General features: G+C 41.1%; 19 protein-coding genes. 12 read left to right on the forward strand and 7 right to left on the reverse strand.

Going from position 1 to position 23,006, the window contains the following annotated elements:
- Positions 1–3: 3 nt before the first annotated feature.
- Positions 4–303 carry a hypothetical protein gene (locus tag EHS11_RS05465; RefSeq protein ID WP_135763398.1) on the forward strand — a complete coding sequence of 100 codons (300 nt, stop codon included), beginning with the start codon at positions 4–6 and terminating at the stop codon, positions 301–303.
- Here EHS11_RS05465 and EHS11_RS05470 read toward each other — a convergent pair.
- From EHS11_RS05470 to EHS11_RS05485, 4 genes are all read right to left on the reverse strand, one after another.
- The gene (locus EHS11_RS05470) at positions 281–2,125 is read right to left on the reverse strand and encodes an AAA domain-containing protein (protein WP_135763399.1); all 1,845 of its coding nucleotides are present in this window, start codon (positions 2,123–2,125) and stop codon (positions 281–283) included. The genes EHS11_RS05465 and EHS11_RS05470 overlap by 23 nt on opposite strands.
- Positions 2,118–2,969 (reverse strand): tetratricopeptide repeat protein, encoded by an 852-nt coding sequence (locus tag EHS11_RS05475; protein WP_135763400.1) that lies wholly within the window; start codon positions 2,967–2,969, stop codon positions 2,118–2,120. The genes EHS11_RS05470 and EHS11_RS05475 overlap by 8 nt, the downstream gene beginning before the upstream one ends.
- Positions 2,970–3,207: 238 nt before the next feature.
- Positions 3,208–4,044, reverse strand: a complete 837-nt coding sequence (locus EHS11_RS05480; RefSeq protein WP_135763401.1) for a crotonase/enoyl-CoA hydratase family protein — start codon at positions 4,042–4,044, stop codon at positions 3,208–3,210.
- The gene (locus EHS11_RS05485) at positions 4,041–4,967 is read right to left on the reverse strand and encodes a prolipoprotein diacylglyceryl transferase (RefSeq protein WP_135763402.1); all 927 of its coding nucleotides are present in this window, start codon (positions 4,965–4,967) and stop codon (positions 4,041–4,043) included. Before EHS11_RS05485 ends, EHS11_RS05480 begins: the two co-directional genes overlap by 4 nt.
- A 146-nt stretch (positions 4,968–5,113) precedes the next feature.
- Here EHS11_RS05485 and EHS11_RS05490 point away from each other — a divergent pair, with 146 nt between their 5' ends.
- Positions 5,114–5,632 (forward strand): DUF1564 family protein, encoded by a 519-nt coding sequence (locus EHS11_RS05490; protein WP_135763403.1) that lies wholly within the window; start codon positions 5,114–5,116, stop codon positions 5,630–5,632.
- A gap of 368 nt (positions 5,633–6,000) precedes the next feature.
- Complete coding sequence (locus EHS11_RS05495) at positions 6,001–8,319, forward strand: SpoIIE family protein phosphatase (RefSeq protein ID WP_167884359.1); 2,319 nt, start codon at positions 6,001–6,003, stop codon at positions 8,317–8,319.
- Positions 8,320–8,333: 14 nt separating this feature from the next.
- Here the strand turns inward: EHS11_RS05495 and EHS11_RS05500 are convergent, their stop codons facing one another.
- Positions 8,334–9,338, reverse strand: a complete 1,005-nt coding sequence (locus EHS11_RS05500; protein ID WP_135763405.1) for a M23 family metallopeptidase — start codon at positions 9,336–9,338, stop codon at positions 8,334–8,336.
- A 67-nt stretch (positions 9,339–9,405) separates the two neighbouring features.
- On the opposite strand from EHS11_RS05500, the gene pcnB reads away from it, so the two are divergent.
- Positions 9,406–10,902, forward strand: coding sequence for a polynucleotide adenylyltransferase PcnB (gene pcnB, locus EHS11_RS05505; RefSeq protein WP_135763406.1), 1,497 nt, complete (start codon positions 9,406–9,408; stop codon positions 10,900–10,902).
- 121 nt (positions 10,903–11,023) lie between these two features.
- On the opposite strand, the gene thiL is transcribed toward pcnB, so the two are convergent.
- On the reverse strand, positions 11,024–11,935 hold the full coding sequence (gene thiL, locus EHS11_RS05510; RefSeq protein WP_135763407.1) for a thiamine-phosphate kinase: 912 nt from the start codon (positions 11,933–11,935) through the stop codon (positions 11,024–11,026).
- Between the two features lie 77 nt (positions 11,936–12,012).
- On the opposite strand from thiL, the gene rplM reads away from it, so the two are divergent.
- The 5 genes from rplM (at position 12,013) to EHS11_RS05535 (ending at position 17,448) form a co-directional block, all read left to right on the forward strand.
- Positions 12,013–12,465 carry a 50S ribosomal protein L13 gene (gene rplM / locus EHS11_RS05515; RefSeq protein ID WP_135763408.1) on the forward strand — a complete coding sequence of 151 codons (453 nt, stop codon included), beginning with the start codon at positions 12,013–12,015 and terminating at the stop codon, positions 12,463–12,465.
- A gap of 3 nt (positions 12,466–12,468) precedes the next feature.
- Complete coding sequence (gene rpsI, locus EHS11_RS05520) at positions 12,469–12,864, forward strand: 30S ribosomal protein S9 (RefSeq protein WP_109018837.1); 396 nt, start codon at positions 12,469–12,471, stop codon at positions 12,862–12,864.
- 100 nt (positions 12,865–12,964) lie between these two features.
- Positions 12,965–14,134 (forward strand): MFS transporter, encoded by a 1,170-nt coding sequence (locus EHS11_RS05525; RefSeq protein ID WP_135763409.1) that lies wholly within the window; start codon positions 12,965–12,967, stop codon positions 14,132–14,134.
- A 50-nt stretch (positions 14,135–14,184) separates the two neighbouring features.
- Positions 14,185–16,947, forward strand: coding sequence for an alanine--tRNA ligase (alaS, locus tag EHS11_RS05530; protein ID WP_135763410.1), 2,763 nt, complete (start codon positions 14,185–14,187; stop codon positions 16,945–16,947).
- 3 nt (positions 16,948–16,950) lie between these two features.
- Positions 16,951–17,448, forward strand: coding sequence for a YajQ family cyclic di-GMP-binding protein (locus EHS11_RS05535; RefSeq protein ID WP_135763411.1), 498 nt, complete (start codon positions 16,951–16,953; stop codon positions 17,446–17,448).
- A 49-nt stretch (positions 17,449–17,497) separates the two neighbouring features.
- Here EHS11_RS05535 and EHS11_RS05540 read toward each other — a convergent pair whose 3' ends face one another.
- Positions 17,498–18,316 carry a YoaK family protein gene (locus tag EHS11_RS05540; RefSeq protein ID WP_135763412.1) on the reverse strand — a complete coding sequence of 273 codons (819 nt, stop codon included), beginning with the start codon at positions 18,314–18,316 and terminating at the stop codon, positions 17,498–17,500.
- Between EHS11_RS05540 and EHS11_RS05545 the strand changes: the two genes are divergently transcribed.
- From EHS11_RS05545 to EHS11_RS05555, 3 genes are read left to right on the forward strand one after another with little or no spacing between them, the layout of a single operon-like run.
- Positions 18,276–21,131 carry an FtsK/SpoIIIE family DNA translocase gene (locus tag EHS11_RS05545; RefSeq protein WP_135763413.1) on the forward strand — a complete coding sequence of 952 codons (2,856 nt, stop codon included), beginning with the start codon at positions 18,276–18,278 and terminating at the stop codon, positions 21,129–21,131. The genes EHS11_RS05540 and EHS11_RS05545 overlap by 41 nt on opposite strands.
- Before the next feature lie 40 nt (positions 21,132–21,171).
- Complete coding sequence (locus EHS11_RS05550) at positions 21,172–21,885, forward strand: LolA family protein (RefSeq protein ID WP_135763414.1); 714 nt, start codon at positions 21,172–21,174, stop codon at positions 21,883–21,885.
- A gap of 23 nt (positions 21,886–21,908) precedes the next feature.
- On the forward strand, positions 21,909–23,006 hold the full coding sequence (locus EHS11_RS05555; RefSeq protein ID WP_109018844.1) for a helix-turn-helix domain-containing protein: 1,098 nt from the start codon (positions 21,909–21,911) through the stop codon (positions 23,004–23,006).

Below are 23,006 nucleotides of genomic sequence, written 5' to 3' on the forward strand. Positions count from 1 at the left end.
ACTGTGTTGCTTTATTTTATACTTTTTCATCCCGTTCTTACTTTGGCCGTCTTTCCTTTTTATTGGTTGGTTCATTTTATTTTAGCTACAAAGTATAAGTTGAAGTATGATTTTCTGCTTTTTTATTTTGCTGGCTTTACGTTTACCATTTTAGGCATGCCCCTGACATTTTTTTTTCTATCATTTCCTTTTGTTTGGTTGCAATGGTTGTTTGTAGTCATATCTTATCTGCTGCTTTTGGTTGCGGGAGCGTTTGCTTCGATTATCTATATCAGCAGAATCAGTATAAAAATTCAAAAATAGTTCTATGTTCCCCTATGATTTGAACCGTTTCAAATAATCTTGAGTATACTTTATCCGAACTTAAAGTGACACTGTCTCCTACCAGGATGAGAGTTGATTTAGCTCTTGTTAGCCCCACATTAAGTCTTCGGTAGTCTTTTAAAAAGCCTATTTCTCCCTCTTCGTTCGTCCTGACAAAGGATAGAATGATTGTGTCAGCTTCCCTTCCTTGAAAAGAATCAATGGTTTGAACCAAAGGAAGGTTTGCCATATTCGTGAATTCCTTGTTTATTTTCTCTTTGATCAAATCAATCTGCGCACGATAAGGGGAAAGAATCGCAATGGAGGATTTGTTGATATCATTTTTTAGAAGTTCCAGAATCAAATCCGCTTCCGTTGTATTGTATGTGGATTCGTCTTCTTCTCCGGTTTCTTCCGATGCATCCGAGCCTGCTGTATCAATCCAAAAAATATTTTTGTCAGAGCCTAAGACGGATTTGATATTTGAACTCTCCGAAGGAGAGAGGGTATCACTTGTGATCACCTTGGAATCATAAAATTCCCGGTTGGAAAAGGTCAAAATATCATTATGCATCCGGTATTGTGTTTCTAAAAATACGGTTCTTGTCCCGTCATCCCCTTCAATCCCTTTTTCCAGAAATGATTTTGTTTGAGAAGTATCTGCATCCAGGAAAGTCGGAGGAAGCTGTTTCGGATCACCTGCGAAGATGATTGTCTCTCCCATAAGGATTGCCATATAACAGGCGCTTTCCCAAGCCTGTGTAGATTCGTCTACAACTACTATGTCGAACTTTTTACCTTCCTCAAAAAAATTCCAAGCACCTAGAAACGTCGATACTACCAGATCGGCGTTTGCGATGATTCTTTCTTTCACTCTTTTTTGGGAGCTGCCGATCAATTTAATAAGTTCTTTTGCTTCTTTCTGGAGTTGTTTCCTTTCTTCTCTTTCTTCCGCACCAAAATTTCTTTTCCAGGCGAACGCTTTCTTTTTCAGGTTTTGCCATTCTTTCCGCCAAATGTTGATTTGTTTTTGTTCTTCGGATTCTTCAAGAGCGGTATCCAATAAATAATCATGGACGGACTCTTTGATTTTTGCGGAATTTCCCAAACGCAGTGGCCTTAGCCCCATACTTGCGGTTTTTTCTACCAGATAATCAGTCGCAAAATTGGTGGGAGCAAGAGCTAGAATCGATTTTCCTTGCGCTTTCCACTTTTGAATGGATTCTGCTAGAACCGTCGTTTTACCAGTGCCAGGTGGTCCGTATAAAAAACAGTAATCGTTGATATCCAATAATTTTTCAGAATAAGAAATTATGTTTTTAAGTTTGGGCGGGCTCGGCTTTTCATTTTTATGAAAGCCTAAAATCCAAGAGAGTAGGTCACGCGCTCGTTTGTCTTTTTTTTGGATTAGCGTGTCAATTGCTTCCAAGTAAGCATCGTAGGTTGACTCGGAATACCAAGGGGAAAGAGTGAATGAGTTTTCTTCGGGAACTTCTATTTCACCTTTGTATTGTAATACGATATATTTTTCCTTTACTTGGTAAACTTGTACGACAAGTGAAAAATCCTCTTTTTCCAGTAGAGCGGGAACACCTTGTCTCAACCAGGATTTATGTGTGATCGTGCCCGAAACAGACAAGGAAATTCTCCATATATCGCCTGTTATATATAAGTGGTCTTCAACGGATAACCCTTTGATGTTGTTTTTGAGATTTGATTTTTCTTCTTGAAATAAATTTCGCTCTAATTCTCTTTCTAAAATAACCGAACTTTTTATGATTTGAAGTGCTTCGTCCAGACTCTTTGGAATTGTATTATTCATCTTCCCATTCTATATTTTCTAAAGTTGTAAAAAAACCATTTCTGAGTAACGGAGCAAAGTCAATGAAATCATGGGCTTTCAAAGATAAAGAATCTTCGTAAGAGTAGGCTTGAATCAGATTCTGTGCCGCCTCATCGATTAATCCAAGTCTGCATTGAGCTCGTGCCAATATCAAGAGGATGTCCGGATCTATCTCTCCTCTGTATTCCAGAAAGTAATGAATGCTTTTCAGCGCATTATCGGGGTCTTCCAACTCAAGGTAACACAGAGAGAGTACATCGTAGTGAAGAAAGTCTTCTGCTCTCGACATCTTCAATGATTTTTTTAAACAAGCGAGCGATGAGTTAAAATCTCCTCTGGAAAAATAGAGAGAGCCTAGTTCCGCCCAGATATCCTTTCTGTCGATCCCTCTTGCCCGGGTTAGTTCATCCTGGGAAAGAGCGAGCTTCAGAATTTCAATAGCTTCTTCGGATCTTTCCGTATCTTTTAAGAGAGAGGCAAGGATCAGGTAATTTTCCAAGTAAGTGGGAAATTCTTCTATTCCCTTTGCGAGTAGGTTTTTTGCCGCTTTATAACGCTTTGTCTTAATTAGATATTTAGAATATACGACAGTACTTAATGGAGCCTTGGGGAACGAGGCAAGGATTTCCTGGAATAGGGAGTCGGTTTCTTTGGGATTGCCGACAGAATGCAAACACCAGGCTTTTTTCGCTTTAATTTTAATCAGGGAGGCTTGGCTCTGGGTATGTTGCTCGCTCTGAGTGTATAAATTGAAAGCCTTGGTGAATTCTTTCTCTTCCTCCCTTTCTTTTGCCTCCCGAATCAGTGTAAAAAAATAATTCATTTTTTCTAGAAATGACTCAAGGTTTTCGGGATACTGTCGAACTTAAGACTGGGGAGTATAGAACCCAAATAGGAGGGGGATATATGATCAACAATGCAATTAGCCTCCAGAGTGTTACGAATTTACCGAAAGAGATTTTTAAACAGAATAGCGAATTGTCCGAAAAACTGATGAAAATGGCCGTTGAAGAGAAAATAACAGCGCAAGTTTCTCCCCAAAGGCTCCTAGACATTTACTGTTAATCGTTCAACCTTCTTGTTTCAAGATTGAATGTAGGTCTTTTCCTTTCTCGGAAGCCTTGGATAGCGGAACGAAAGTCTTTGGAATCCAACATGCTGGAATTCCATACCGCAACGTAATTCAAAGTGTCGGGTAGGGATTTACCTACTCCATAGTTTAAGACTTGTTTTACGCCACGAATTACCAGAGTAGGGTTTTCTGCAATTTCATGCGCAGTATTTTTTCCTTCTTTGAGTAACGAATCGAAATCGGGAAGGACTTTTGTAACAAGGCCCATTCTCAGTGCTTCCAAAGCATCAATGTCTTTGCCCGTCAGTGCAAGCTCTCTGGTATTTCCCTGTCCAATTATGTCAGGCAGTCTTTGAAGAGATCCCATATCGGCAACGATTCCCACTTTTGCTTCCCGTAAGGAAAAAGCCGCATCTGATGACGCATAACGAATATCAGTTGCAGAGATCAGATCCAAACCTCCTCCTATACAATGTTTTTGAATAATGGAAACCGAAGGTTTGGGAGAATCATAAACCGCATTGATCCCTTTCTGCATGGTTAAAATCAGGTGATACAACTTTTCACGATTGTCACCTAACTCTCCTTGTACGACAGAACTGAATTCTGTAAAAAAATTGTCCAAATCAAGTCCCGTGGAAAAGGATTTTCCTTTTCCGGCGATCATGAAACAATGTACGGACGGATCCCGATTGATCCCATCAATGACTGTAGGCAGGTCTCTCCAGAAAGACCAATCCATTGCGTTTCTTTTTTCAGGTTTGTTTAAGTAAACAATTGCAACATTTCTTTCTTGTTCGATTTCGAAAAATGGATAGGAAGTCATGCGGGTTGTGCCTCTTTTTGCCAGAGTTTTCCTCGAACCATCATTATCACACCTGCAATTATCAATGCAAGAGATATATATTGAGATTGGGAGAATCCATGCCAATAGTATCCTGTCAGAAAGGTAGGATTGCCACTTGCGTCGGGAATATTTACCATATTAGGCGGGTCGATAAACGGGAAAACCGCTTTGTTTACTCGTAAAAATTCGATAGAGAGTCGGGCAATTCCATGGATGATTAGAAACTGAGCTCCGATGCTTAATTTCTTAAAATTTTGGTAACGGGCCCAATATTGGAAATAAGCAAAATATACGAATGCCATAATTGATTCCATGACCGGAGTATTCCAGACGGGAACACCGGAAGGGTGGGCGCCATGGAAATTAAAAACGAAAAAAGGAATGTTCGCGTCCGTTGCAAATCCGTAACATCCGTCTCCGCTGATAAAACATCCCAATCTGCCGATCGCATAGCCGATGCTAACGGACGGGATGACCGCATCCAGATATGCTGCAGTATCCAGTTTGAAGTATTTGAAATAAAGTATGATGAAGGTCATTCCGAAAAGTAAGCCTCCGAAAAATACCAATCCCCCTCCGCTAAACAAGGAAGACCAAAGTCCGGGCTGGCCCGGAAATCCATTCCAATGAGTGAGAGGATAAATAAATCTGCCTTCGTATCCGGGAACATTTACAAAAATCTGGTCCCAAATTTCAAAAATAAAAAACACTTTTGCACCGATTAAAGTGCCTAAAATTCCAAGAAATATCAACCAATCGGAATGGCTTGGGTCTAGTTTTTTTCTAGCTAATTCTTTCGGTAAAGCATAAGAACCGACAAGAAATGCCAACATCATCAGAAGGCTAAAAGTGGAAAGTCCTTCCCATCCGAATGGGTTAGGTATTGGAATTCGATCAATCATAGGAATAAGCTAGAAAGGATAGGGGAGAGTGAAAAGGAGAATTTAAAAGAAAGGGATTCAAACTTTCTTTTAAATTAGATCTGAAAAGGGGGAAATTCAAACTTTTTCGAACCAGACGGATTAGTTTTGTAACTATATAGCTTTATATGGCTAAAAAACCAACTCATCTCAGTCATCCGATCTGTATCAACGTTTACAACAATGTTTCAAAAATGGATCGATATACTTCTATCGGTGCAATGTTCCTAGTGCCTGCTCATCTTCAAATGAAATTGGAATCTTTGGTCCGAAATCGAACCTTTGCACAGGCATTTCGTTCGCTTTTGCGAAATTATGCGGAGTCTACAGTGCATTGTCGCGGGGTAAGGGTTACTTCGGTGAATCGAGCTTATCAGTCGGAAGGTTTGAAATTGAAAAGAATCGGGGTAAAGGTTAGGGAGGTGGATTTAATTGAATTTGGTGTGATAGCGACTTATCTTGGCGTTTCGAAATGTTGGTTGTTTTCATATATGCTGGAGATGGATGAGATTGGGTGGGGGGAGGTTTTGGGAGAGATGGGGATGGTTAGACCTCTAGCCCTCCTCCCCCGGCTCAAACTCACCCTCACTACAAAACCTTCCTGGCCAGGCAGTTTCTTTCGAGTTCGTCTGATTTACAGATTATAATCCTGGTTTTCTTTAGTATTTATCCTAGGACGATTTAATTTATGTTAGTTGCTCTCGTGACATTATATGATTGATCCTCAAGATCGCACCTATCCGATCAATCACAAGACCTATCATCGGATCTTGCTATCTTAAAATAGAATTTAGTTTGACTCTGGTTCACATTTCCATAACAAGAAACAATTCCCATGCTGAAACTACGCTTTCTCATTTTCTTTTTACTCTACTTATTTTCCTCTTTTGCTATTTCCGCCATAGAGCCAATCAATTTGTCTGAACTATGTTCGGAAAAAAGTTGCGAAGGCCGAATTTGGAATATCAAAAATGACTTCCACAAGAACTATCTAAAGTCTGATTTTACTCCAGGAATGGATGGATCCAAGGATTGGAAAGAGGTCAGAACGTTTCCTATTTGGCTAAACCAATTTTATCCTTCTTCGGAATCCACTGCAAATTATACACTTCTTACCCTGTTTGATGTGCCAAATGAATATTTCGAAAACGAAACTCAAATGGGGATTAGGATGGGGGAAATCGGTGAAGTTTTCACAATTTATATCAATGGTTGGAAAATTACCTCTGACGGGATTTTCGAAAAAGGACAAATTCTTTTTCATAGAACCATCCGTGGCCAAGTATATCATCTTCCTAAAAAATTTCTGAAACCAAAAGACAACCTTCTCGTATTGCATGTAGTAGGCGATCCCAGGTATGACCACACAGGGCTCTATCTAACGAGAGGTTATGAAATCGGATATTACGACGATTTGAAATATAAAACCCAAGATCGAACTTCTCTCGGATTGATTGCAGTTTATATCGCCATAGGTTTATATCATTTTTTTCTATTTCTCAAAAGAAGAAAGGAATTGCATAATTTGTTTTTTTGCGGATTTGCAATTGGCGCAGGGATTTATTTTTTTACAAGAACCAATGAGATCTTTGAACTGGGCTTGGATTCAGAAATCACCCAAAAAACAGAACTTATTATTCTCTATCTTTTCGTTTCCTGTTATTATCTATTTTTTTCCTATCTTTACTTTAGTTCTGTAAACCGTTACTTAAAAACCTTATTCTATTTCAACGTAAGTTTAGCTTTCATCAGTATTTTTCCTCCTTTATATATTTGTGAATATATACTTCGCTTATGGCAGCTTTCAGCAGTCTTTTTCGTTTTGCCTGCTGTAGTGTATTTGCTTTACAAGGGAGTGAAAACAAACGCAAGTTATTCGAAAAATCTTCTATTCGGGTCGATTGTATTGATTCTGACAGCAATGTTCGATATTCTCGATTCGGTTGTTTTTAATACAGGGATTGCCATCTCAAAGTATTCCTTCTTTATTTACATGTTGGGAATTGCCACTGTCCTTGCGGATAAATTCACCGAATTGCACAGACAAACGGAAATTTTGAATGCGACGCTCGAACAAAAAGTAGTCGAACGAACCAAAGAGCTTTCCAAAAGTCTGGATAGCATCCAAGAATTGAAAGCACAACAGGACGGAGACTATTTTCTTACTTCGCTTCTTCTCCGCCCGTTAGGTTCTAATCTTTCGAAAAACCAAGACGTTAAAATCGAATTCCTCATTCAACAGAAAAAGAAATTTCAATTCAAACAATGGAATTCCGAGATAGGAGGGGACCTTTGCGTTACCCATTCGGTGATTTTAAAAAATAAAAATTATACCGTCTTTGTAAATGCAGACGCTATGGGAAAATCCATCCAGGGAGCGGGTGGGGTTCTTGTACTCGGTTCCGTCTTTGCAGCCATAGTGGAACGAACCAAGATGTCCACGCTTACTTCCAATGTTTATCCGGAAAGGTGGCTTAAAAATTCATTTTTAGAATTACAAAAAGTTTTTGAAACATTCGACGGAAGCATGCTCGTATCACTTGTTCTTGGTTTGGTGGACGATTCCACCGGGACTGTTTATTATATTAATGCGGAACATCCGAGCCTGGTACTATACAGAGACGGAATCGCTGAATTTTTAGACCAGGAAATGCAGCTTCGTAAACTGGGGATTCGGATTACCGAAGGAAATCTAAGTGTTCGTATCTTTGCAATGAAACCGGGAGATATTTTGATTTCGGGCTCTGACGGAAGAGACGATCTGCTTATCGGAACGGAAGGGGAAAACAAAAGGATCATCAACGAAGATGAAACCAAGTTTTTACAATTTGTGGAAAAAGGGGATGGTAATCTTAACAATATAGCCGAGCACATTCAAAAATTCGGAGATCTCACGGACGATCTTTCTCTTCTTCGGATCGAGTATTGTCCCGAACACTCAATTTCACTGGACCTTCGTCCTATGTGGAAAGACGCGGTGGCGTTGCATAAAAAGAAACTCTTCAAAGAATCCCTTCAAGTTTGTGAGGAAATCGGCAAGTATTTCCCGGAAGAAACCAGGGCATTGTTTCTTGCTTCGTTAAACAAGTATCATATGGGAGATTGGAATGATTCTGCAGATATGGCGGAAAGAGTTCGTTTGAGAGAGCCTGACAATCTAAAGGTACTTCTCAATTTAACTTTCATCCATATCAAACTCAAAAACTGGAATCGAGCTAACGTGATCCTGGGAGAAGCTAGAAAATTATCACCGGACCATAAACGGATCCGCCAACTGGATCGCTTCTTGGAAAAACAAGGAAAACCGATCGCTCCCACCGAACATTGGACCTAGCGACAGTTAACTAATCAGTCCAGGTTGATAAATTCTTCCGGGTCCAGAGGCGCATCCAGACCGATACGCACTTCATAATGAATGTGCGCCCCGGTTGCCTTTCCCGTTTGACCGACTAACGCGATTTTGTCTCCGCGTTTCACTCTGTCTCCGGGCGATACCAAAACTTGAGAGCAGTGACCGTAGAGAGTAAAGAATCCATTCTCGTGATTGATCCGTACGGAACGTCCCAAGCCTCCTGCAGCAGCGTCCACATCTCCGATCACTCCCGGGCCCGTCGCATAAATCGGGGTTCCCTCGCCGGCAGCAAAATCAATCCCCGAATGGTATTCTCCCACAGGTAAAATTCCAAACGGATCGCTTCTGTATCCGAATGTGGAAGTCACAACTCCTACCCCCGGTTTTAAGGGTCTTCCCCTTGGCATCGAATAAAAAATACTTTCTCTCATGGAAAGGTAATCGATTGCATTTTGGAAATTAGGAACCAAATTTCCTAAACGAACACCAAACTCTTCGTAGGTGGTGACCACTTCTTTATAAAGATTCAAATTGGAATCCAATTGGGTTTCATCTTTTTCAAATTCTACTTTCAAAAGATAATCCTGGGTGATCATTTCTTTTTCAGGAATCTGATCCCAAGCTAACAGGTTTAAATCTTCTGTCGCGCCTTCCAGATCCTGGACCGATTCCGTCAAATCTTGGGAAAGCAGGTCATAAAATAGAAAAGAAGTAAGTTGGGTTTCCGTTCGTTTTTCCAAAGAGAGGTTTGGTTGGTAGATAAAAGAAAAATAAACTAAAAAAACTAGGGAAAGTCCTATAAGGGCTGAGGAGAGTGCGGAGAGAAAAACGAGCATCCCCAGAGAAATTTCCACCTGAAAGAGTGCTTTTTCGTTATTAGGGATCAGTACAAAACTGACTTTTCGTTTTCCCTTGTCCAAAAGCTTCAAAATACGCTTTTTCCACCTCAATTGGGATATGAGGAGCCTTTCGTAAGTGGTTGTTGAGTAAGTTTCTTCCAATGTCGGTTAAACTGCCAATTTTTAACTTGCCCGAGCCATTTTTTGGGGGAAAGTGGACGAATCGAATATGTTTAAATTTCTCACATCTCTTTTCCGAAAGAAAGCCGACTCTGTCGATTCCTTTTTGATGTATCCCGAGGGAAAGAGATACTACCGAGAGACACATTCCATCCGCCGTACAAACATTGATGAAGATGCCATAAAAATTATCAACCGTCTGAACAAATTTCGCTATAAGGCGTATTTGGTAGGTGGAGGAGTGCGTGATCTCCTCATGGGTAAACGCCCAAAAGATTTTGATATTGTGACTAGTGCCACACCCAACCAAATCAAAAGAGTGTTCAATAATTGCCGGATCATTGGCAAAAGATTTAAAATTGTACACATCATTTTTAAGGGTAAGATCATTGAAGTTTCCACTTTCCGTTCCCTACCCGAACATAGATTGGAAAAACACAAGGCTGAAAACGATTACTTAATCAAAAGAGACAATTCCTTCGGGACCGCAAAGGAAGACGCCGCTAGACGCGACTTTACCATCAATTCATTGTTCTACGACCCAAAAAACGATTCCATACTGGATTACGTCGGCGGGTTTGATGACATCCAAAAAAAAATCGTCCGAGTGATCGGCGATCCTGACATTTCTTTCAAAGAAGATCCGGTCAGAATGCTCAGAGCTGTAAAGTTCTCCGTATTACTCGGGTTAGATATTGAAAAGAAGACAAAACTTGCTATTAAAAAGAACCGCCTGGAAATGGAGAAATCCTCTTCTGCAAGGCTTCTTGAAGAATACAATAAGATGTTCCGTACTTGGAAAACTTCCCAAATCTTCGAAGGCTTAGCTGAAAATTTTCTCTTTGAAGTTCTATTCAAAGAGCTAGTGGATAAACTGAAAAAAAACGATCCGGAATGGAGAGAACATTTTCTCGAAACTCCTCTCGGAAAACGTTTGGTCATCACTGATCAGTTGTTATCTGCTAGAGAAGAGATGACTCCTGCCATCTTCTACTCGTTGATTTTTTATGATCTGGTCAGTGACATCTTTTCTTCCGACGAAGGACATCTTGCCCATAATATCAAAGACGCACTTCAACCGGTGTTTGAGAGAATGGGAATTCCCAAACGGGAACAGGACAATCTGGTGAAGGTGTTTATCAGCCAACCTAGATTTCTCGTGACAGACGATGAAAGGGAAAGGCAAAATACTTTCTTTAAAAAGAAAGACTACTTCTACGACGCATTTATGGTGTACAAGATTGTCGCTCTTTCCGAAAACAACGAAGCCGCAGTTCAATCCGCTTTCTTTTGGGAGATCTCTTTACGCCAAAGACCGAAACCTGATTCCCATCAGTTTGGCCAACAAAACCGTAAAAAAGAAAAGAAACGCCCGCCTCGCAAAAAAATGAGAGGAGGACGAGGACCTCATCCGGGAAGAAACCCGAACGGGGACCAAGGTTCGGATTCCGAGTCCAGGGGAAATCAAAACCAACCCGATTCTGATTCCCCTAGAGACCAAAATCCGCGTCGCCCTGAGAAACCGAGTGACGATGAAGACAATTAGTATCTAATCAGACAAACAACTGTTTGTTTGAAATCAAACAAATCCTCTCTCTGGTATCAAACAGAGGGGGATTTTGTTTCAAAACAAAATCAAAATTTCGAAATAATCCTTTCTCCTATCTCTAGCTTTTGAAATGTAAAAAACCTAATTTTTTAGGAACATAGACTGAACCGCCAAGCAGATAGGTAACTTCTATTTTGCGAGAAGCGGAAAACCTCCCTATTTTGGAGATGGAAACTCCTTCGATTTTCGAAGGCAATTCGGCAGGAGACAGAAACAAAAGTTCCAATTCTTCTCCGGAAGACAATGCACCGTCCCATCCCAGTTCCTTTCGAATGAGCGGGGCAACAGGTAAATTTTCCATATGAATTTCCAATTTCCCCCGGGAAGCAAGAGACAATCTAAGACTGTCTTGGATGAGTCCGTCAGTGATATCCATGCAAGCGTGGATTGCATATTTTTGCAAATGAGGAACTAATTCTATTTTGGATTTGGGACTAAGGTGCTTGCGCAAGGAAGTTTTGTACCGGGTTAGATCTCTAACTTTTCCCTTGCTCAGTATGTTCAGTCCTAATTGAGAATCGCCCAGGGAACCTGTCAGATAAAGATAATCTCCGTCTTTTCCTCCGGTTCGAAACCAAGGTCGGGAGGTTTTGCCGAATACTGTCAAAGTCAAATGTGTGGTTTTGGAATAAAAAGTGTCTCCTCCGACCAAATCCATTTTGTATTTTTTCAATCGTTTCAAAAGCGCTTTGCTGAATTCTTTCACCCAAACGGCCTCTTTCGAATGTTTGGACAAACCCAGATTCAAAAAACATAAATTGGGCAGTCCGCCTGAAGCGGCGATGTCGGAAACATTGACTTCAATTAGTTTTTCTGCGATTTGAGCGGGCGAAGACCACTGGTGTAGGAAATGGGTTCCTTCCACCAAAGAATCTGTGGTGACAAGGGTATCGGGTGCCAGAAAATAACAATCATCTTCGGGGAAATCCTGTTTCGGAAATAGGGTGTGAATGATCTCGGATTCTTTCAAGGGTAAGTCCCAATAAATTTGTTTGACCCGCCGTGAAAACCGAAAATCCTGACAGAAAAGAGGAAAATCTCGTACCTATGGAACTATTGTCTAAAATCCACAAGACACCTTCTTTGAAAAAAGAAGAAATATTAAAACAGTGGTTTGTTGTGGACGCTACTGATAAAACACTTGGACGCCTTGCTAGCCAAGTTGCCACTCGTTTGAGAGGCAAACACAAACCCACATTTACTCCCAATCAAGATTGCGGAGACAATATCATTATCATCAATGCTTCTAAAGTAGCAGTGACTGGTCGTAAATCCGAACAAAAAATTTACTACCATCACTCTCGTTACCCGGGCGGTATGACTGCGATTGCTTTTCATAAATTGATTCAAGAAAATCCCGAAAGAATCATCACTGAAGCGGTAAAAGGTATGCTTCCTAAATCAAAGTTAGGCGATCAAATGCTTCGCAATTGCAGAGTGTTTGCAGGCGCAGAGCACAACCTGAGCGCACAAAAGCCTCTTAAACTGGAGTTAAAATAATCTATGGCAGCTAAACCAATTTGGGCAGTCGGTCGTCGTAAAACATCTGTTGCACGAGCAAGAATTTCCGCAGGTTCCGGTAAAATTACCGTAAATCAAAAAGATGTAACGGAATACATCAAAAACGGAGAACATTTGGTTCGTCGTGCACTTGAGCCTCTATTTACATTGGATGCTCGTGACAAATATGATATTCTTTTGAACGTATCCGGTGGTGGAGTTGTAGGACAAGTAGGTGCGATTCGTCACGCTGTGGCTCGTGCCCTTGTTGCTTTCAACGAAGCTTTCAAACCCGCTTTGAAAAAAGAAGGATTTCTTACACGTGACAATCGTATGGTGGAGCGTAAAAAATACGGTCTACGCAAAGCGAGAAGAGGAACTCAATTCTCTAAACGTTAAGATTTTTTCTTTCCTCTTTTTTCTGAAAGCCTCCGCGAAACCGGAGGCTTTTTTGTTTTTAACGGTTGTTATAAAAGTTTGAAATCTAGAATTAGATGCAATGAACCTAATTCTTTTTTACTTGGCTTTCGGGATCGGAACTCTTGCGGGGAGTTCTTTTCTATATACATTGGTAATCTTTAGCCAAAGTTTTCCTTCCTTTCACGGGTTTTCAGGCATCGTTTTCTTTTTTCTATTTTTGCCGTTTCCTTTGATATTTTTGGGAACAGGATATTTACTTGATCGTTATTCTAAAAAATGGGTTCTATTTTCTTTCCAGGCATTGCATGTTCTGGCAGCATTCCTGGTTTTTTATTTTGCAGATTGGCTGACTCAGAATCCCATCTTTCTTCTTCCCGTTGCCTTCTTGAACGGAATTGCGATGACTACGGTTCTACCGGGAAGGATGGCAATTCTTCGGGATATTGCACCTCATCATCGTTTGGTGTTCCATACGATCGCGGGCAACCTGGTATTGATTCTATTTTTCGGAATCAATCCGCTTATCATAGGTTCTTTGAAAGAGAGTTTTAGTTTTTCGGAACTCTTCGGGCTTTTGGGGAGCATGAATATTTTCAGTATGTTTTTACTGATTTTTGTTCGGATCACGGAAGTGACTCATAAGATAGAAGGGATTCGTTTTAATTTTTCCGAGGTAAAGGACTTTCTTTTGAATGATATCGTTTCCAGGCAAGTGATGTATGTTGCGATCCTCACCATGCTTGCGCTTGGACCTATCCAGGTGTTACTTCCTCTATATGTAAGAGATGTTTTGGGTTTGGGAGAATTTTCCCGAGGGAAAGTATTGGCACCTTTGGGGATCGGGTTATTTTTCGGAGGAGTCCTCAGTATGATCCTTCACAAAAGAGAGAACAAAGGTAAGATATTACTTTCTCTTTTGATTTTTTCCTCGGTTCTATTTATAGGATTTTTTCCATTTCAAAAAGCATGGATCACTTCTTTTTCTTTATTTTTGTTCGGGATTGCGGGTGGAGTACTTTCCAGTCTATTGCCTGCCATTTTGCAAAAACGGGCGGAAGATCGGGTGCGGGGGAGACTTCTTTCCCTCTATACAGTTTGTTTTCAGTTTACCCCTGCGGTATCGGGATTGGTCTCTGCCATTTTGGGAGATGCTTTCGGAATTTTAGAGGCATTCTCCTATTTGGGCGGTTTTTTCCTCTTCGCTAGCATACTTTCTTTTTTTGTTTATTCTGAATTAAGAGAGGCTTAAATCTCGAATCTACTTGCGAAATCCGCCAAAAACAAAATCTCTGTAAGAGTATGAAGTTTAAGTCGGTACAAGAGATCGGTGATCTATATCTAAATTATTTTAAGTCGAAGGGCCATGTTGTGGTACCTTCTTCGAGCCTAATCCCTGCGGGGGATCCGACGCTTCTGTTTACGACTGCCGGTATGGTTCAATTCAAACCTTTGTTCACAGGTGCCGTGGAACTCCCTTATTCCAAAGCTTGTTCCTGTCAGAAATGTGTTCGTACAACCGATTTGGAAGTTGTGGGAAAAACAGAAAGGCACTGTACTTTTTTTGAAATGTTGGGAAACTTTTCCTTTGGAGATTATTTCAAAAAGGAAGCCATCGAATACGCGTTAGATTTTTCTTTGAACCATCTGGAAATTCCCAAAGATAAAATTTGGGTTACTATTTATCTGGACGATGACGAAGCCAAACAAATTTGGATGAACACAGGCATCCCGGAAGAAAGAATCGTTCGTTTGGGCAAAAAAGACAATTTCTGGGGACCTGCGGGAGATAGCGGAGCATGTGGGCCTTGTTCGGAACTTTATCTGGACCGCGGACCGGAAAAAGGAGGACCCGATTGTGGTACCTCCGGCACTTGCAAACCGGGATGCGACTGCGATCGTTATTTGGAATATTGGAATTTAGTATTCAATCAATTCAATCAAACTGTTTCGGGAGAACTGCTTCCGTTGAAACAAACCGGAATTGATACCGGGTCCGGACTCGAACGGGTTGCGATGTTACTTCAAGAAGTTGATTCCGTTTACGACACAGATGAATTAAAAAACATTATAACAACGATAGAATCCCTTTCCGGCAAAACATACGACCAGTCTACGAAGGTAAATTTCAGGGTCATTACTGACCATTCCCGTTCCGTATTTTTCTCCATCGGGGATCGTATTTACCCGGACCGCACTGGTCGAGGTTATGTGATCCGGCGTTTGATCCGACGCGCTTCTCTATTTGCACGCACTCTGGGAATTACTGAACCTTTTATTTACAAGCTTGTGGATACTCTTACAGGGATTTATTCCAAGAGATACCCTGAACTCAAAGAAAGGGCAAAAGAAATTCAATCCGTCATTCGTAAGGAAGAAGAACTTTTTCTCAACACATTGGAAGTGGGCTTGGAAGAATTGGAACATCTTTTGAACCAGATGAAATCAAAAAACGAAACAGAAGTTAGGGGAGTCGATAGTTTCCGACTTTATTCTACTTATGGTTTCCCGAGAGAGATGACTAGGGAGCTGGTTTTGGAAAGGGGTTTTAGTTTCAATGATTCCGAGTTCGATGCGGAACTGGACAAAGATAGGGATCTATCACGTGCTAGCTGGAAAGGCAAAAAAACCGCATATCTCACGGGGATTACCGATACTTCCAAATTAAAAACGGAATTTACCGGATACACTCAATTAAACGGAACAGCAAAGGTCCAATTTCTGTTTAAAGACGGAAAACAAGTAAACTCACTGAAAGCGGGAGAAGAAGGTGTTATCCTCGTGGACAAATCTCCTTTTTACGCAGAGGGGGGAGGGCAATTGGGAGATTGGGGTTATATCAAAATAGAATCTTCCCAATTTCAAGTGCAAGATACCCAAAAGGAAAATGACTCCCACCTTCACCTGGGACTTGTTTTGCGAGGTGAAATCAAACTGGGCGATACTGTGGACTTGGAAGTGGATTCCAAGCGAAGACAGAGCCTAGCCAATCACCATTCCGGAACTCATTTGTTAAACGGTGCACTTCGTAGGGTGCTCGGATCTCATGTATACCAAAAAGGATCAGTCGTATCCCCCGACTATTTGCGATTTGATTTTTCCCATCCTGCTTCCTTAACAGACGAAGAAATCAGAAAGATAGAAGCGGATGTCAACGGGGCCGTCGCACGCGGGATTACCGTAGAAACGGAAGTCCTCCCGATTGAACAGGCCAAAACTTCCGGCGCCTTATCTATGTTTGATGAAAAATACGGAAACCTCGTTCGGGTAGTGGGAATGGGCGATGTGTCTAAAGAATTTTGCGGTGGGACACATGTTTCCAACACAAAGGAAATCACATACTTTGCAGTATTAAAAGAATCGAGCCCCGGTGCGGGAAATCGAAGGATCGAAGCCATTTGCGGGGATCCTGTTGTAGATTACTTTCAGTCAGCATTCCAGGTTTTGGCGGAAAAGATCCAAAACTATAATTTGAGCGCCAAAGACGTGTATGGTGATCTGAAGACTCACGGAATTCTGGATAAAATCCCCGCTCCGGAAGAAGTCCAATCTCTGTTCGAAACAAAAAAAACTTCGGCAGTGGAATATTTGAGAGAGATCAAAAGAAAATTGGAAGATAGTCTATCAGAAAAACTTTCCGGTCTGCACAAAGATAAAAAGAAAAAGGAAGCACTTTCCTTTTCTTTGAATCCGGAACTTGTGGAAGATCTATTGTCCAAAGTGATTAAAATCGGGGACATAGTGATCGCAAAACACAGTTTTGATGCTGTGGATGCCAAATCTTTAAAAGACCTTGCGGATTCTTTGAAATCCAGAGAGGCAAATATACTTTGCCTGTTTGCATCCAAAGAAGGAGAGACTTCCACTTTGGTTTATATGTGCAATAAGGTGCTTGTGGATAAGGGAGTTCATTGCGGAAACCTTCTGAAGAACTCGTTGGAAATCCTGGGCGGAAAGGGCGGAGGCAGACCGGATATGGCGCAAGGCGGAGGGAAAAATCCCGATCAAATCGACCTTGCTCTTGAAGCTGCTATGAAAGAAATTCAAAATAAATTCGGAGCATAACCCATGGCACAAGACCCATCATTTGATATCGTATCCAAAGTAGAAAGACCGGAATTACAAAATGCGATTTCTCAGGCAATGACGGATATTTCCACCAGATTTGATTTTAAAGGTTCCAATTCCGAGATCAAATTGCAGGACGAACATATGGTACTTACTTCAGAAAATGAAATCAAACTAAAACAGGTCATCGACGTATTGACTACCAAGATGGCGAAGAGGGGAATCAGTCTCCGAGCGTTTGATTTCGAATCCAAAGTGGAACCTGCAACCGGACAAACTGTCCGTCAAAAAGTAAAGATCCAAAACGGTTTGGACAAAGAACAAACCAAGCAGATCACAAATTTGATCAAGGATGCAAAACTGAAAGTGCAGGTCACGATTCAAGGAGACTCCGTCCGGGTTGTTGGCAAAAAAAAGGATGACTTGCAAGCAGTGATGCAAGCTGTCCGAAATGCGGATTTTAAGTTTGATGCGAACTTCCAGAACTTTAAGGGCTAAGTTAGATATCTAACTCCCTTACTAAGTTTTGCGAAATCCCGCTTTTGCTTTAATGCAGATGAATGATCTTTCGGAAATAATGACTCCAGATATGATAGGAAAGTCCTATCGAAAAACAAGTGATTGCCGGAAGCCAGATCATTATGATTCCGTATTCCTGGAAAAAATAGGCTCCGAAAAAACTTCCCAATAGAAATCCCAGGATTTGGAAAAAATTCATATAAATTCTCCAGGCCTCTACCTCCACTCCTCTCACTTTGTTTCCTAAATAACTTCCGAAGTCAGTCATAATTCCTGTTAGATGGGTGGTGCGGATAATGCTTCCTCTGTATGTCATTACAATCGCATTTTGAAGTCCGCAAGCGAAAGAAAAAGCATAGGCTCCGATTTCAATTTCATTGATATAAAGAAAGGCCCCGAAAATCAAAATAAAAGACTCGATGATAAGAAGCACACCGTAACTGTTTTGTTTCCTGAATTTGACAGATCCGATAAATACGCCCGAGGCAAATGCCCCCAATAAAAAAGTAAATATCAGTAAACCAAGATGGTAGGAAAATACACCTTTGGAAAGTTCGATCGCGAGCGAACTGGCGCTTCCCGTGACATGAGCTACGGAAGATCCGTGGATTCCCAAAATGGCGATAGAATTGATTAGTCCTGCAGTAGTCACGAGTAGGATAGCGTTTCCTATAAAAATATATGTATCTGTTTTTGATGTGTTTTTAATTTTTTCCAATGTTCTTCCTTTGTTTTTTTTAGACTTTCCCGGTCGGGTAGGTGGCTTTTTTTCCCTGCTATGTCTCGAAACATCCGATAGTTTGGATATGGACAACAAAGAGAAAGCCATACCCAAATGGAATGCCATTCGCCAGGATTTTACTCCTTATATTCTGGTTTTTCTTGGTGTTTTTTTACTTTTATCCCTTTTTTCTTTTACGGAAACGGAGGATGGAACTGGTGCCAACTGGTTTGGCAGAATTGGCTATTATGTTTCTTTCACTCTATTTTATCTTCTAGGAAAATCATCCTTTTTACTCGCCGGATTTTCCCTTATCCTCGGAGTGATTTCTTTTAAAAATCCCGAGTTTGATCGTTTGGGAAAGGCACTGTTTTTTCCTTTGTTTATCATCGGTTCTTCCGTTGCTTTGAACGTTCTGGAAACACCTCTTGGTCAGTTAGGTGACGGTGGTGGAGTGTTCGGTCAGTTTTTTTCCTGGGTTTTGAATTATCTGTTCGGAGAAACCGGGCGCATCATTGTAGTTTTCTTTTTGTTTTTATATTCCGCAGTGATCTGGTTGGAAGATTCCACTTGGAATTTCACTTTAGGCAAATTGCAATCTTTTGCAAATGTTATGTATAAAGGATTCGGTGGAACCCGCGACCTTAGCCATTGGAAACTTCCCAGTTTTCTAAACGGGACTATTGTCCCCGAAGCTTTCCCGGCCAAACCTATTTTCGGGGAAGACATTCATTCGAAAAAATGGTTCGAAAGAAAATTGGAATCTGAAATAGACACTGTTTCCGGGAAACAGGAATCTATGATTTGGGAAGACGAAGAACCGGCGGAATTTCCTTTTCCCAAAGAAACAAAGAAAGCCGAAACCCAAAAATTGATTTATAAAAATACTTCCTTGTATGAGGGATTTTTTGAAGAATCCGGAGACAGTTTTCGATTTCACAAAACATCTGTCAGTTTGCAAAAGAAATTACGTACGGAGAGTTTTCTTCCCGATGCATTCAAAATCAAAGTCAGCGATTTCCGAGGTTTGGCAGTTCCTGAAATCATAGAAGAAGTCGTTGCCCTTCCTTTGTATCCGTTTTCGCAAAAGTCGGAAACAAATATTGTTTCCGAGACACTTGAATCCAAGTTTCCCGAACTAAGTTCCGGCTCTTCCTTACACAAACCGATTTCCAAATTCAGCTTTGATGATATTGACCTTTATCCGGGCCGCCAAACAAAGGAATCCGTTTTGGAATTGGATACGAAAGATTTGGAAGAGGGCGTAGAACCTTTGAACGAAGTAGAGGATGATGTCTTATCTCTACCGATTAGTGTCCAGGAAGAAGAAGAATGGGAAGAAGAGTTTCCAACGGTAGAATCCGAGATAGATGATTCTGTCGATTACGATGAAGTGGAAGCTTCCGAAGATGAGGAAGAGGATGAAATTCCTTCCAATGTTTACGCTTTGGAAAAACCGAAGGCAAAGCCTAAGAAGGAAGAGAAAAAAGAATTCGCAATGGGTTCCATGGTTCCCATTATCAAATTGAAAAAGGGATCTTATTATATTTCTCCGAAGCTACTAGCTGATCATAAACAATCTCCTTCTTTTACGGCAAAATTCGATTCCGAATTGGAAACGGTAGGTCGTAAGATAGAAGAGATCATCGGTTATTACGGGATTGAGTCCAAAGTGATTGCCCGGGAACGAGGGCCGATCATTACCCGCTACGAACTTACCATTCCTCACGGAATCAAACTCAGTCGGATCACTTCTCTCTCCGATGAATTGAAACTTCATTTGGCAGTGAAAAATATACGCATCGTAGCACCTATCCCCGGTAAGTCGTCGATCGGAATTGAAGTTCCCAATATCCATAGGGAAGATGTGTTTTTATCCGAGATTTTAAAAGAATCCATCCTTCAAAACAAAACCAAGGATCTTACCATTGCCATCGGCAAGGATATTTCCGGTAAAACTGTGATCATCGATCTTGCAAAACTTCCTCACTTGCTTGTGGCAGGAACTACAGGATCGGGTAAATCGGTAAGTTTGAACTCGATGATTACCAGTTTGATTTGTACACGTTCTCCCGAAGAAGTTCGTTTTATCATGATCGATCCTAAGATGGTGGAGATGACTCTTTACGAGGACATTCCTCATCTACTAATGCCTGTTATTACTGATCCCAAAAAGGCGACGAAGGCATTGTCCTGGGCGATCCAGGAAATGGAGTCCCGCTATCAAATGGTATCTCAATTGAAGAGTAGGGATTTCAAAAGTTATAATGACAAAGTGGAAGAATTCGCCCATAAAAAAGGTTATCAAAAATTTCCTTATATAGTGATCTTTATCGATGAGCTTGCGGATTTGATGATGGTTTCCGGGAAAGATCTGGAAGACCAGATCACCCGGATTTCCCAAAAATCAAGAGCGGTCGGGATTCACCTGGTCATGGCCACCCAAAGACCGTCTGTGGATGTGATCACCGGACTCATCAAAGCCAACTGTCCTGCGAGAGTAGCATTCCATGTGGCACAAAAAACGGATTCCCGGACAATTTTAGATACGAACGGTGCCGAATCCCTTCTCGGAAAAGGGGATTTTTTATATCGTTCTCCCACTTCCGCCGACCTAACCCGAATCCAGGCGCCTTACATCGAAGAGAAGGAAATCGAAGCCATTGTGGAAGAAGCAAAAAAACAAGGTGCTCCGGCTTATGTAGAAATGAACTGGGATGAGGAAGGAAATACCGAATCAGGCTCGGAAGAGGATGAAGAGCTATTTGATGAGGCTTGGAATATTGTAGTTTCCGAGAAAAAAGCGAGTGCTAGTTACCTCCAGAGAAGAATGAGGATCGGCTATAATAAAGCGGCGAGACTTATGGAGCTTATGGAAATGCGTGGCTATGTTTCGCCGCAAATTGGCTCAAAACCCAGAGAAATCCTTCGTTCAGCGTAAATCATCGACAAGTGAGGCTTTCTTGAAAAACTGGGAAACTATGAAAGTTCGTATCGGCCTTGTCTTTGTGTGCCTACTCGTTTGGTTTCCTATTTTTCCCCAAACAGGACCTGCGCATAATTGGCATTCCCCTTCGGAAGTAGTCAAAAAAATCAAAAAGAAATTTTCCGAAATCAATTCCTATTCCGCTGATTTCCAGATCAAGAGCGTAGAGAATAAAAAAGAAAAAACAATGCGGGGAAAGTCTCTTTATAAGAGACCGGGAAAGATCCGCTACAATTTCAACGAACCGGAAGGGGATGAAATCGTATCGGACGGCAAAACTCTATATATCTTTATCAAGAGGTTAGGTGCCGTCGGCAAACAGGACTTAAGTTTAGATAAGAAAAATTCCTCAGGCGCACTTTTTACAACCAACAGCGCCGACGGATTGTCCCGTTTGTTCCGCAAATACCATTATAAATTCGACGCTATCGAACAACCTAGAATCGTCTTTGAAAAAGACCCTACCAAATACTTTGTTTTGGAATTGGACCAAAGGGAAAAGATCGGCGGATTTGAAAAAATGAAGTTGTTTGTGGATTCGGAGTCCTATCTGATCAAAAGAGCGGTTGCAACAGACGGACGCGGCAAAGAAACTACAATTGCATTTTCTAATATTAATTTTGAAGAAGAGATTCAGGATGGAGTGTTTAATTTTCACATGAGTGGAAATGCAAAGATAGTAAACAATCCATTGGTTTCTGAGAACTAATCCCTGTTAAGAGGAAAAACGTTTTGAATACGAAAAGAGTAGGCCAGATCATAAAAGAAGCCAGAGAAGAAAAAAAACTCTCTGTAAAAGATGTAGCTAAAGATACGAATATCGCAGCGAAATACATCATTGCCCTGGAAACGGAAGATTATTCCCAGTTTCCTGCGGAAACATTCGCACTTGGATTCCTAAAAAATTACGCCAGTTATTTGAAATTGGACACTGCGATGTTATTGAATTTATATCGCGGGGAACAAATAGAAGAATCACAAGCACCTCTGGAAGAACTCACCCGACCTACGACTTCCAGTTTTACTTTGGATCGCAACAAACTTATCACGATCGTTTCCGTAGCCTTGTTTGTTATCTCGGCTTATATCATCTACTTAAGCTTTCAAGAATCGGGCAGTTCCATTGCTGACGAAGAAACAACTACTTCTTCTTCGGAATCCACCCCCGTTTCTTCTGCGGAAATTCCTTCGGGAATCAATTTTGTATCTCAAAGTGTTCCTGAAAACGCGAGTGTTCCTTTTATCCTAACAGAGGATAGGGGAGTATCTTTCAGCGTAAACAATCAACAATGCAAGATGTTCATTAAGGGAGTACAAGGCGGCAAAGCCATCATCGGATTCAATATTTTTCCTGAAAAGAACGTGTATAGTTTTCAATCCGCAGAAGGAGAAGAAACCGTTCTTTCTTATAAAATAGCGGAACTTTCCGCTCTTCGTCGCGATATCAGAGTTGTTACACAAGCGGTCACTGAAAAATCAGCAAAGGTCCTTGTGACTCTCAAAGAAGAAAGGGAAGGAGTCGCTTCCAAACCGGTAGGGGATGTTCCCATCCAAGTGACATTATTTTTCTCTAAGCCTAGTTATGTGGAATTCGTAATCGACGGTCAAATGGGAGAAAGGGGACTGGTTTCTGCTGGCGAAGTGAAACATCTGGAAGCAAGAGACCGACTTGAAATGAAAGTAGGCGACGGCGGTGCCGTAGAGATGGTTCAAAATGGAAAAGAAAGATCCGTTCTCGGCAAACCGGGCAAACTAGTGAAAAAGATATTTATACGTAAACAAAATCCTTATGATTCCACTCAGTCCATCATTGGGGAGTTAGGCGAATAG

Origin of the sequence: Leptospira ilyithenensis (assembly GCF_004771005.1) — a bacterium.
Classification (GTDB): domain Bacteria; phylum Spirochaetota; class Leptospiria; order Leptospirales; family Leptospiraceae; genus Leptospira_A; species Leptospira_A ilyithenensis.